We start from the raw sequence: 11,756 nt of genomic DNA, 5'->3' as shown, positions 1-11,756 counted from the left end.
AATTATTACTTAGGTGCTCTTTCAAGTAGGAATGCACGTAATTGAGCAAAATCGGCGGGTAAGAAGTGTGATAACAATTCTTTATCCGCACGTTCTGCTAGCTCTCTAGGAAGTGGCAACTCACCACCTAAAATACGTTCTACACTTTCTTTGAATTTTGCTGGATGTGCAGTACCTAAAAATAGTCCGTATTCTCCCTCTTGAAGTTCATCGCGCAGTAAACGGTAAGCAACTGCCGCATGAGGTTCTGAAATATAACCTTTTTTTGCTAATTCCCGTACAGTTTCTTCGGTTGTTTTATCCGTGACAGCACCATGAGAAAGATCAGAAAGATCCCACCCTTTACGACGGTACAATTCTTCAATACGAGGCCAGTTATTAGGTTGACTAACATCCATTGCATTAGACAATGTTGCAACAGTACGATGGGGTTCCCATTTTCCATTATCTAAATAACGAGGAACTGTATCATTCACGTTTGTTGCCGCAATAAAACGCTTAACAGGTAAACCTAAAGATTTTGCTAACAAACCTGCCGTTAAATCACCAAAGTTACCACTTGGTACAGAAATCACGAGCTGTTCATGCTTTTCAGTAGGAATTTGAGCAACCGCTTCAAAGTAATAACAAATTTGAGCAAGTAATCGACTAATATTGATAGAGTTTGCTGAATTCAAATACATTGTTTTCTTTAAAAACTCATCATCAAAAGCTTGTTTTACTAATGTTTGGCAAGCATCGAAGTCATCCTTAATTGCAACAGTGTGAATATTTTCACCTAATGTACAGAACAGTTTTTCCTGTAATGGGCTAATTTTGCCTTCAGGATAAAGAATAACCACTTGTACATTTTCTAATTTGTAAAATGCATGAGCAACAGCAGCCCCCGTATCACCGGATGTTGCAGTTAAAATAGTAACCGGTTGATTGCCTGCTACTTCTGACAACATTTGCGCCATAAAGCGGCCACCAAAGTCTTTAAATGCCAGTGTGGGGCCATGGAAAAGCTCTAAACAGCTAATGTCATCTTCAACCTGAATCACTGGGGCAGGAAATGCAAATGCAGTTTTAATTCGTTTTGCTAATACATCAGCTGGAATTTCATCACCTATAAATGCCGTTAAAATACGGCTACTGCGCGTTGCAAAATCAAGCGCTAATAATTCATCAATTTCATCTTTAGAAAACGATGGTAAGTCCTGTGGGAAAAAGAGGCCTTGGTGTTTACCTAAACCTTGCTTTACTGCTTGAGCAAAGCTCACTTGCTCTTGATTATCTTTTAAATTGTATAATTTCATGACTTACCCTATCTGTCTTGCGCCACGCGTATCTAAACGGCAGATATGCACAAAACCTTCACTGTTTTGTACATAGTGTTGTTTTAACCATTCGGCCATATCTTGTGCAATTTCTAATGAATCGGTGATGGTAAAAAGAGTAGGACCTGAGCCGGAAATGCCACAAGCCAATGCCCCTTTTTTTTGAGAAGCTTCTCTGGCCTTTTCAAATCCCGGAAGCAATTGAGTACGATAAGGCTCTGCTATCACATCTTTCATTAAATTGGCTGCCAGCTCGGATTGCTGTGTATGGCAAGCATGAATAAATCCAGATAAATAACGGCCATGATTAATAATATCTTCTTTTGAATACTGTTTTGGCAAAATCGCTCTAGCTTGTGCCGTAGAGACTTTAATTCCTGGGTAGGCCATTACCCAGTACCAGTCATCAAATGCAGGCACTGATTGGCAAATAATATCATTTTGCTCAAGAATGAGTTGTAATCCACCTAAATAACAAGGCGCAACATTATCAAAATGTACACTCCCCGAAATACGCCCTTCTAATTCACCCATCATTAATAATAATTGTCTTTCGTTGAAGGGTTTTTTAGCAAATTCGTTAAGTGCAACTAATGCGGCAACAACAGAACAAGCACTTGATCCTAAACCTGAACCAATTGGCATATTCTTCTCAAGTGTCATTGCAACTGGAAGTTCTTTGCCTAGTTTTTCACAGAATAATTGCCAACATTGATACACAATATTTTGTTTAGGATCAGCAGGCAATTTGCTAACAAAATGCCCTTTACTTTCCAGTGTAAATGATGATGCTGCTTCAATTGCGACACAGTCGCCAAGTAATTGCCCATCAATAGGTGAAACTGCGGCGCCGAGAACATCAAATCCGACGCTCACGTTACCTATTGATGCCGGTGCGTAAACTTTAACCACGCTTAAACTCCCAATTTCCATGATAAGGTACGTAATACATCTGCAAACACTCCAGCAGCAGTAACATCATTACCCGCACCATACCCACGTAGCACTAATGGGATTGGCTGATAGTAGCGAGTGTAAAAGGCTAAAGCATTTTCACCATTTTTTACTTTAAACAGAGGATCATTAGCATCAACAGCCATCATTTTAACTTGGCACTGCCCCTCATTAATAATACCAACATAACGTAATACTTTACCTTCTTTCTGCGCTTCTTCGACTTTAGCATCAAACTCAACATCAACTTGAGGTAAACGGCTTAAGAAATTAGCAACATCACCCGTGCTGTCAAATGAAGCCGGTAATACAGGCTCTACATCGATATCACTTAACTCTAATTTATAACCCGCTTCACGAGCTAAAATCAGTAATTTACGTGCGACATCCATACCAGAAAGATCATCTCGAGGATCCGGTTCTGTAAAGCCTTTTTCTTTCGCTGAAAGTGTTGCTTCTGACAAGCTCTTACCTTCATCTAACTGGCCAAAAATGTAAGAGAGCGAGCCGGAGAGAATACCATTAAATTGAACTAGTTCATCACCTGCATTAAGCAAGTTTTGTAAGTTTTCAATAACTGGTAAACCGGCACCCACGTTAGTGTCATACAAAAATTTGCGACGTGAAGCTTCCGCGGCTTTTCGGATTTGATAGTAATAATCCATCGACAGCGTATTCGCTTTTTTGTTTGGTGTAACCACATTAAAGCCATTTTGTAAGAAATTTGCATACTGTTGCGCAATTTCCTCATTTGATGTGCAATCAACAATCACTGGATTTAAGAAGTGGTACTCTTTTTCTAAACGAATAAGTTGACTAAAGCTAAAAGGCGCTTTGGCTTCTTTTAATGCTTGTTGCCAATTATCTAAATCAATACCCTGCATATTCGTTAACATCGCGCGCGAATTAGCAATACCACATACACGAAGATCAATGTGCTTATTTTTCAACCATGCCTGTTGACGATGAATTTGTTCGATTAATGCATTACCTACTCCCCCCACACCAATCACAAAAACTTCAACAATTTGATTTGTATTGAATAACATTTGATGGCATAAACGTACCGCATTGGTTGCTGAATCATTAGCAATAACCGCAGAAATAGAACGTTCAGAGGACCCTTGAGCAATAGCAACAATATTGATATTGCCACGTGTTAATGCAGAGAAGAATCGTGCTGAAATCCCTTTCAGGGTACGCATACCATCACCCACCACAGAGATAATCGCTACATTTTCCATAATATCTAATGGATCAAGTACGCCATCTTTTAATTCTAAATAGAATTCATCTGATAATGCTTTTTGCGCTCTTATCAGCTCTTTTTGTGGCACACAAAAACTAATGCTGTATTCAGAAGAAGACTGTGTGATTAGAACAACTGAAATCCCCGCTCTCGACATTACCGAGAACACGCGAGCCGCCATTCCTACCATTCCTTTCATTCCAGGCCCAGATACGTTGATCATTGCCATATTATTAAGGTTAGTTATTCCTTTAACAGGTGTGCTCTCATCTTTTTGACCATCACCAATCAAGGTACCCGGCGCATCTGGATTGCCCGTATTTTTAATTAAACAAGGTATTTGGAATTGGGCAATAGGCGCAATTGTACGAGGATGAAGTACCTTGGCACCAAAGTAAGACAGTTCCATTGCCTCTTGATATGACATGCCTTTTAACAAACGTGCATCAGGCACTAAACGTGGATCACAAGTATAAACACCGTCAACATCAGTCCAAATTTCACAGCATTTAGCACGTAAACAGGCTGCTAATACTGCAGCTGAGTAGTCTGAACCATTGCGACCTAATACAACCAGTTCACCTTTTTCATTACCGGCGGTAAAACCTGCCATTAAAATCATATCGTCTTTCGCGATATTAAGTTCCAAAATGCGACGAGTCGATTCAGGGATATCAACGGTAGATTCTAGATAGTGACCTTGTGCGAGTAAGTTTTTTACAGGATCAATAACAGTGACATTATAGCCACGAGCTTGTAAAACCGATTCCATAATGGCGATCGAGAGCTTTTCACCACGACAAATCATTGCCGCATTGATGCTATCAGGACATTGTCCTAATAACGAAATTCCATGAAGGATATGTTTAATTTCAGCAAATTCACGCTCAACTTTATCTTTTAAACGTTCATAATCGAAACCAGGCTGTTTTTCTCTTAAACCTTGTAATAAATTGGCAAAAATTTGTTCGGCTTCTCGTACTTGAGTGAGGGGATCTTCGCCTTCTGCCGTTTTTTCAATCATTGCAACCAAATAATTTGTTATTTTAGCTGGTGCTGATAATACAAGAGCGACTTGTCCTTGCTCTCTTTTTTTCTCAGCGATATCAGCAACATTCAGCACACGCTCGGCATTGGCAACTGAAGTTCCTCCAAATTTTAACACTCGCATACAACTCTCCTGATTTTTCACCCAAAAAAAAACCCGCATTTCTCAATGCGGGCTTTTTCGATTTTCGTTTTTTATATGCGACAGCCCGTCCCGCAATATAAAATTCCGGTGGTGGTGGTAATAATTGTCATTTTAACTGGGCTGTAACTACGCATAACTATCCTGTCTGTCTCAAATTTAGTTTGACTATATACTGGTTAAAGCAAAGCGAGAGAGATGTCAATTTTTTTCTTTTTTTTACTCAAAAAATAAATTTCACCTAAATGAAATATATTCGATCGTTACTCCTATTGTAGTATAGATATTGCTATCACAAAGGGATAAATAAAGAAAATAAAGCTACTATTTTGGTGTTATTTGGGGATTTGTACTTTTATAAGGAATAAGGTATTTTAGGCTCCTTTAATTTGTGTAACAAAACTGGTAAAAAAAATAATCCCCACTATATTTAACATATATTTTTCTTTTACATTACATAAATCAAATTATATAGTTAACTATTGAAATCAGGGTTAAGCTGTTATCTTGATTTTGATATGTGTCAACAAAAGTTAGCTTTTTAGATGGTATTTAATACAACTGGTGTTATATTGCTGTTAATAGACTATGGGCGTTTTGCATTCTGATTTTAGCGTTCATTGTCGATTAAAATCGTAATTTTTTTGTAATAACGTGATGGTTATTTATCGAATTTCAATCTGGGTCTAGTTTTTGCGTGCTAATAACAAAAATGAATAACCACACAAGTGCACACACAGAAGTTAAACACAGATTTCCTTTTTCTATTTTTGGTAATTTTAGGTAGCAAATATGCAAACCCCGCACATTCTGATTGTTGAAGACGAAGTAGTTACTCGTAATACCCTGAAAAGCATATTCGAAGCTGAAGGGTATATCGTACACGAAGCCACTGATGGCAACGAAATGCACAATGTTCTCTCTGATCACGATATTAATCTGGTCATTATGGACATTAACCTTCCTGGTAAAAATGGGCTGTTACTGGCTCGTGAATTACGAGAACAGGCAAGTGTTGCATTAATGTTCCTAACGGGTCGTGATAATGAAGTTGATAAAATCTTAGGCCTTGAAATTGGTGCTGATGATTACATAACTAAACCTTTTAATCCTCGTGAATTAACGATTCGTGCTCGTAACTTGTTGTCACGTACCATGAATTTAGTTAATGGCACAGAAGAACGCCGTTTAGTCGAGAGCTATAAATTCAATGGTTGGGAGCTTGATATTAATAGTCGCTCACTGATCAGTCCTGCTGGTGAACAATACAAATTACCACGCAGTGAATTTCGTGCGATGCTACATTTCTGCGAGAATCCTGGAAAAATCCAAACTCGAGCAGAATTACTGAAGAAAATGACAGGTCGTGAATTGAAACCGCATGATCGTACTGTCGACGTTACAATTCGTCGTATTCGTAAGCATTTCGAATCTACACCAGATACTCCTGAAATCATTGCCACAATCCATGGTGAAGGTTATCGTTTCTGTGGTGATTTAGACGAGTAATTTGATTCTATATCAAATAGTTAATTTATAAAAAAACCCCCGATTTTTATTCGGGGGTTTTCTTTTATCTAAAATCGTCTTAATAAAATCACAAAAGGTGAAAATTGATCTCAGCAACTATTTTGAAAAAAAATAGAGCGACTTGTTAAAAAAAATTTTAAACCTTATTCAGATTAATTTTATTAACCATTGAGTTATCTAATAATTCAAAATCACTCTTTCCACGGCATAATAGGCACTGCACTAATCGCGTTTTTTGGCGATCCATCAATGACTTTATCGGAATAGGTTAGGTAAATCAGCGCATGACGCTCTTTATCGTAAAAACGGACAACTTGAAGCTTTTTAAAGACTAAAGACGTTCTTTTTTGGAAAACAACATCACCTCGATTTTTTCCTTTTATCACCTTTTCACTTAACTCAATAGGCCCCACTTGCTGGCAAGAAATTGCCGCATCTGCCGTATCCTCAGCAAGACCTAAACTTCCTGAGATCCCTCCCGTTTTTGCTCGGCTTAAATAGCAAGTCACATTTTTAACTTCAGGATCATCAAACGCTTCAATCACAATTTTATGGTTAGCACCAAAAAACTTAAACACAGTATCGACATAGCCAATTTCTTCCGCTTTTGCCATCAAAGAAAAAGGGAGTAAGATAGACACAGCTAGCATCTTTTTGAAATTTAACATATTTACTTTGTTCCATTGAAAAGATGAGAAAATAATTAAACCTAGAATAAAACAATCTTTTGCTAACTGATAGAAGAATTTGTGTACATCTATCACCGAAAAAGACTATATTTTACGATTACCTAACAATATAACTTGTTATAGGTGTTTAGCCTATTTACCATCTACAACAATAAATAAACGAATATGACTAAGGGAGATGTATGGATCAAACCAACATCATACGTGATTTGCTCGCTTGGCTTGATAGTAACCTCGATAAGCCATTATCCCTCGATAATGTCGCAACCAAAGCAGGCTACTCCAAGTGGCATCTACAACGCATGTTTAAAGAAGTTACAGGACAAGCGATTGGTTCTTATATTCGTTCAAGGCGTCTATCTCGCGCTGCCGTTGCATTACGTTTAACGAGCCGCCCTATTTTAGACATTGCTTTGCAATATCGTTTTGATTCCCAACAAACGTTTACCCGTGCTTTTAAAAAGCAATTTAATAGAACTCCAGCTCTTTATCGTCGCACTGATGAATGGTGTGCGGTAGGAATTTGCCCACCAATTACCTTAGATCCTCAACATTTACCTAAATGGGAATTTGTGCAGTTATCTGAGAAAAAACTCATTGGTATTGAGCAAACATGTAGCCATACACTTGAACAATGGGCTGATGCCTGTTCTGATATGCGCCAAACATTTTGGCGTTACTATATGAGCAAAATAAATGCGGTTCCTCACCAAGTTTATGGTCTTCATCATGCACAACATAGTGATGAACATGAAGATGAACAACGTGTACTTTACACCACTGCAGTTGAACCTGACTATGCAACATTTATTGAGGATGATGCAGCCAATGAGGTCTCATTAGCCGGTGGCGATTATATTCGCTTTGATTTCGAAGGTGAGGCGAAACGAGGTGCAATGCAGGAGTTTTTATTCCTGATTTATGGTGTTTGTTTACCCACTATGGGGCTAACTCGCCGTAAAGGTTATGACGTCGAAAAATACTATCTTAAAAATGTGCGTTACAGTAATGAGATGGTAACTGAACCACAAGATCATATCGAACGCTTTGAATATTACATCCCCATTAAACGTGAAGATGTAACCGCATAAGAAAAAGCTCTCTTGATAATCATTTCAAAGAGAGCTTTTATTTTTTAACGTTGAACTTCATCTAATGCAGTATCAGTAAGATGACTTACATCACCTGCCGTTTCAATCACCCAACCATTGGCAAGCCAAGGACTATTTTGATAATCGACACGTGATATTGAACAATTACGCAGTCTTAAACGACGTTCTGCATATGCAGGTAATCCCAAAACTGTACTCAATAAACACCCTAATGCAATACCATGGCTCACTAAAAGTGGACGGCTATTTTGGGGTAAATCAAGACATTGATTTAACGCAGCCTTCATTCGGGTCGCTAATTCTGCCATTGATTCTCCTTGGGGAATTCGCCCATCAGGTGTACCATCAATCAAACTCTTGCGCCAAGCCTCTTCTTGTGTCTTTAATGTTGCGATCTCTCGCTGTTCAAGAACGCCCATATTGAGTTCACGTAAACGTGAGTCAGTGATTACTTCACAGCCACAAGCTTGTGCAATGATTTCTGCCGTTTGACGAGTACGGCCAAGATCGCTTGAGATAATATGGGTAATGCCTGCTGATTTTACTTTTTCAGCAACTTGCTGTGCTTGACGCACACCATTTGCTGTCAGTGGGCTATCAGATTGCCCTTGAATACGTCTCGCCACGTTCCATTCAGTTTCACCGTGGCGAACAAGATAGACCTGTAACATACATTTTTTCCGTTATACTGCTCTAATTTTTCAAAGGATGATTAATTCATTATGTATCATGTCATTGCAGCCACTACGAATCCAGCAAAAATCAACGCGATAAAACTCGCTTTTGAGCAAGTGTTCGGTAAAGATACCTTTGATATTGAAGATATTAATGTCGATAGCCGTGTTCCACAACAACCTATCGGAAATACAGAAACGAGAACTGGCGCACGTCAACGCGTGATGGCAGCCCGACAAGTTCGTCCAGAAGCAGATTTTTGGGTTGGTGTTGAAGCCGGTATTGAAGATGATATGACTTTTGCTTGGATTGTTGTCGAGCATGGACAAATTCGAGGTGAATCACGCTCTGCAAGTCTTATGCTACCAGAACAGATCTTAAAAGGGATCCGTGAAGGCAGAGAGCTTGGTGATGAAATGGCCTTCTTAACCAAAATTGATAACATTAAACAGCGCGGTGGTGCAATTGGTTATTTTACCGATGGCCTACTCAGTCGTACGTCTGTTTATCAGCAAGCATTAGTTCTGGCATTAGTGCCTGTAACTCATGCTATCTATAAAGAACTCAATCAAAAAGAAGATTAACAACTAACCTGATCGGTTTTTTTAGATAAAAAGAAAGCAAAAAGCCATTTAATCATGTGATTAAATGGCTTTTTATTATTCTAATTTACATAGTCATAATGCAACTATTTTTTTGTCATTAGCTCTTTTTCAAGCCATAACTTCACTTCATGTGGCGCAGTTTTTAAACTATTAGAGCCTCTAGTGATAGTAGCAATACCAACGCCTAACTCTTCTTTTAGCTCACGCTGACTTAAGTCTCCCCGCATTAACTCTTGCACAATGCGTACTCGTGTCGCTAAAGCACTACGTTCATCAGGTGTCATTAAAAGCTGTAAAATAGGAAATTGCACATCTTGCTCAAATGCATGTTGTAATAACTCAACAAATCTTAGCCAGTGCTCATTCTCTTCAGGTGATAATGCAGGATCTTGCATCGTGGAAGCCTCTTTTTGCCACACTCATTAACTAGTACAAACTATATCATACTTTGCTAATGGACAAAGAGGCTCTCACGATAAATCGCTGTTTTATCCCTTAATAACGGCTATTCCATTCATTCTCAGTTAATATCGGTTGCTGTTCGCCCGCAAAATAACTATAAAAAACAGCAAAAGAGAGTACATTTTTTACATAACCACGGGTTTCTGCAAAAGGAATACTTTCTACAAACGCAATAGCATCTAATTGGCCATTTGCATCAGATAACCAACGATCAACACGCGCGGGGCCTGCATTATATGCAGCACTAGCTAAAATACGGTTTTGGTTAAACCTTTGATAGACAGAATCCAGATAAGCAGTACCAATCTCAATATTTTTCACCGGGTTTGTTAACTGCGCGCTACTGACATAGCCGGTAATACCCGCTTGTTTTACTGTAAACTCAGCAGTTTTTGGCATTACCTGCATTAACCCTGTTGCACCAGCTGAAGAGCGTGCTTGTGGGTTCCATGCACTTTCTTGGCGAGCAATTGCCATCGCATAATTACGATCTATAGATTTATCTTTTGTGTATTGCTCAAACTCATTTTTCCAAGCAAGTGGAAAACGCTCTTCTAAATGATCCCACATTTTTCCTGTAATAGTGGCTTGTACTGCTAAATCAGCCCATTTTTGTTCAAATGCATAACGTGCTAATTGAGATTGCATTTGTGCTGGTTGTGAGACAACGTAGTTTGCCCACTCTGAGCGCGCCAAGTTGTCCATTTGCCAATACATTAATTCACGAACACGTTGTACTTCTGGCTGATTAGGGATGCTTGATGAAACACTCGGTGCTTTATCTATCACCATTACATAAGGCTTACCGAGCTTAGAAGCAGCAACCATTGGGTAAAAGCCACGATTTTGTGTTAGTGCTTCTAAAATCGCTTGTGCTTCACTATTTTTACCTTGTGATTGCAACACCATTGCACGCCAATAACGCCACTCTTCCTTATTTTTACTTTCAGGAGAGAGCCTTTCTAACCACAATGACAATTCAGCAGGTTGATTTTGGCTTAATGCTAAACGTACACGACGTTCACGCAAGGTATCAGATGCAGTATCTTGGATCACACTATCGCGCCATTTTACCTGCTCAGGTGTCGCATAAGGCATATATTGCCATGCCACGGTATCACGCATTAACTGACGTTCACTTGCCGTCATTTTTTGTGCATGCGCAATATTATCCAGTTGAGCTCGAGCTGCATCTGCATCTTTTCTCGCCCAACGTGAAAATGCAGATTGTATGATGGAACGAGAGAAATCAGTCGGTGAAAGCACGGTTGCATAACGCCCCACTAAGTTTGGAAAGTCTTGTAATTCAACCAACGCATCACTCATCGTTTGATAATTTTCTGGAAGACGTCTTGCTAAATATGCCGCAAGCCCTGTATTACCATTTTTAATTGCTAAGTTAATCCGTTCTAATACTAGTTCTGGTGTTAATTGATTAGCTTTTTCCCATTCATCAAAAAGAGGATCACAACTTGATGGCATTGATGTGCCATTTAGCCATGCTTCTTTAGCCCCTATCCATGCCGTTTGAATATCACCGGTTGCCCACTTAGCATAATAATAGTTACATCTAGCCGCTTTAGGATTTGGTGGATTAGGACTAAAGGTCAGTAGATTTTGCCACTCTTGACGCTTAGCCAATTCATTTACAAATAGCGAAGGAAGTGCTTTTGCTGGTGGTAATGTTGGGTATTTGGCCACAAACTCAGTCACCACAGCCGGTGCAATAACATCAAGATTATCGGTAATTTGGCGATATTCCAGATAAGGGTAAAGTGGATAGTTTTCTAATGTCGGGAGTAATTTTTCTACTTCATCTGTTTTTTTAAGATCCCATGCAGCCTTAATCTCTTGGTAGCGAACACGTTGTTCACTTAATGAATCTGCTTGTGCCCATGTTGAAAAACACAAAGCTCCTATTGCGACTGCTAATGACCACTTTTGCTTAACCACGTAATATCTCCCACCTCGA

At 39.1% G+C, this 11,756-nt stretch carries 10 protein-coding genes; 3 read left to right on the top strand and 7 right to left on the bottom strand.

Annotation, left to right across the window (positions count from 1 at the left end; all coding sequences use genetic code 11):
- Positions 1 to 5: 5 nt before the first annotated feature.
- From thrC to thrA, 3 genes are read right to left on the bottom strand one after another with little or no spacing between them, the layout of a single operon-like run.
- Complete coding sequence (thrC, locus tag GWI97_RS02980) at positions 6 to 1,298, bottom strand: threonine synthase (protein WP_161751834.1); 1,293 nt, start codon at positions 1,296 to 1,298, stop codon at positions 6 to 8.
- 3 nt (positions 1,299 to 1,301) lie between these two features.
- Positions 1,302 to 2,252 carry a homoserine kinase gene (thrB, locus tag GWI97_RS02975; protein WP_036932988.1) on the bottom strand — a complete coding sequence of 317 codons (951 nt, stop codon included), beginning with the start codon at positions 2,250 to 2,252 and terminating at the stop codon, positions 1,302 to 1,304.
- Positions 2,234 to 4,693, bottom strand: a complete 2,460-nt coding sequence (gene thrA, locus GWI97_RS02970; protein ID WP_036932990.1) for a bifunctional aspartate kinase/homoserine dehydrogenase I — start codon at positions 4,691 to 4,693, stop codon at positions 2,234 to 2,236. The genes thrB and thrA overlap by 19 nt, the downstream gene beginning before the upstream one ends.
- An 810-nt stretch (positions 4,694 to 5,503) precedes the next feature.
- Here thrA and arcA point away from each other — a divergent pair.
- A complete protein-coding gene (gene arcA, locus GWI97_RS02965; protein WP_006535263.1) occupies positions 5,504 to 6,220 on the top strand; it encodes a two-component system response regulator ArcA in 717 nt (238 codons plus the stop codon).
- Positions 6,221 to 6,432: 212 nt separating this feature from the next.
- Here arcA and creA read toward each other — a convergent pair whose 3' ends face one another.
- Positions 6,433 to 6,891, bottom strand: a complete 459-nt coding sequence (gene creA / locus GWI97_RS02960) for a protein CreA (protein WP_174704115.1) — start codon at positions 6,889 to 6,891, stop codon at positions 6,433 to 6,435.
- Positions 6,892 to 7,112: 221 nt separating this feature from the next.
- Between creA and robA the strand changes: the two genes are divergently transcribed.
- On the top strand, positions 7,113 to 8,021 hold the full coding sequence (gene robA, locus GWI97_RS02955; protein WP_036932993.1) for an MDR efflux pump AcrAB transcriptional activator RobA: 909 nt from the start codon (positions 7,113 to 7,115) through the stop codon (positions 8,019 to 8,021).
- Positions 8,022 to 8,065: 44 nt separating this feature from the next.
- Here the strand turns inward: robA and gpmB are convergent, their stop codons facing one another.
- The gene (gene gpmB / locus GWI97_RS02950; RefSeq protein WP_087802936.1) at positions 8,066 to 8,713 is read right to left on the bottom strand and encodes a 2,3-diphosphoglycerate-dependent phosphoglycerate mutase GpmB; all 648 of its coding nucleotides are present in this window, start codon (positions 8,711 to 8,713) and stop codon (positions 8,066 to 8,068) included.
- Positions 8,714 to 8,764: 51 nt separating this feature from the next.
- Here gpmB and yjjX point away from each other — a divergent pair, with 51 nt between their 5' ends.
- Entirely contained in the window at positions 8,765 to 9,301 is a 537-nt protein-coding gene (yjjX, locus tag GWI97_RS02945) for an inosine/xanthosine triphosphatase (RefSeq protein ID WP_036932996.1), read from the top strand.
- 104 nt (positions 9,302 to 9,405) lie between these two features.
- Here the strand turns inward: yjjX and trpR are convergent, their stop codons facing one another.
- Together trpR and sltY are read right to left on the bottom strand one after the other, a co-directional pair.
- The gene (gene trpR, locus GWI97_RS02940) at positions 9,406 to 9,717 is read right to left on the bottom strand and encodes a trp operon repressor (RefSeq protein WP_036932998.1); all 312 of its coding nucleotides are present in this window, start codon (positions 9,715 to 9,717) and stop codon (positions 9,406 to 9,408) included.
- A gap of 100 nt (positions 9,718 to 9,817) precedes the next feature.
- Positions 9,818 to 11,737 carry a murein transglycosylase gene (sltY, locus tag GWI97_RS02935; RefSeq protein WP_036938683.1) on the bottom strand — a complete coding sequence of 640 codons (1,920 nt, stop codon included), beginning with the start codon at positions 11,735 to 11,737 and terminating at the stop codon, positions 9,818 to 9,820.
- Positions 11,738 to 11,756: the final 19 nt, after the last annotated feature.

Source organism: Proteus sp. G2300 (assembly GCF_009915965.1).
GTDB lineage: Bacteria > Pseudomonadota > Gammaproteobacteria > Enterobacterales > Enterobacteriaceae > Proteus > Proteus vulgaris.
This window is presented reverse-complemented; position numbering and strand designations above follow the sequence as displayed.

Bases quoted from the DNA above. Each gene is read 5' to 3' on its own strand.
- thrC (WP_161751834.1), bottom strand. From the start codon at position 1,298: ATGAAATTATACAATTTAAAAGATAATCAAGAGCAAGTGAGCTTTGCT.
- thrB (WP_036932988.1), bottom strand. From the start codon at position 2,252: ATGGAAATTGGGAGTTTAAGCGTGGTTAAAGTTTACGCACCGGCATCA.
- thrA (WP_036932990.1), bottom strand. From the start codon at position 4,693: ATGCGAGTGTTAAAATTTGGAGGAACTTCAGTTGCCAATGCCGAGCGT.
- arcA (WP_006535263.1), top strand. From the start codon at position 5,504: ATGCAAACCCCGCACATTCTGATTGTTGAAGACGAAGTAGTTACTCGT.
- creA (WP_174704115.1), bottom strand. From the start codon at position 6,891: ATGCTAGCTGTGTCTATCTTACTCCCTTTTTCTTTGATGGCAAAAGCG.
- robA (WP_036932993.1), top strand. From the start codon at position 7,113: ATGGATCAAACCAACATCATACGTGATTTGCTCGCTTGGCTTGATAGT.
- gpmB (WP_087802936.1), bottom strand. From the start codon at position 8,713: ATGTTACAGGTCTATCTTGTTCGCCACGGTGAAACTGAATGGAACGTG.
- yjjX (WP_036932996.1), top strand. From the start codon at position 8,765: ATGTATCATGTCATTGCAGCCACTACGAATCCAGCAAAAATCAACGCG.
- trpR (WP_036932998.1), bottom strand. From the start codon at position 9,717: ATGCAAGATCCTGCATTATCACCTGAAGAGAATGAGCACTGGCTAAGA.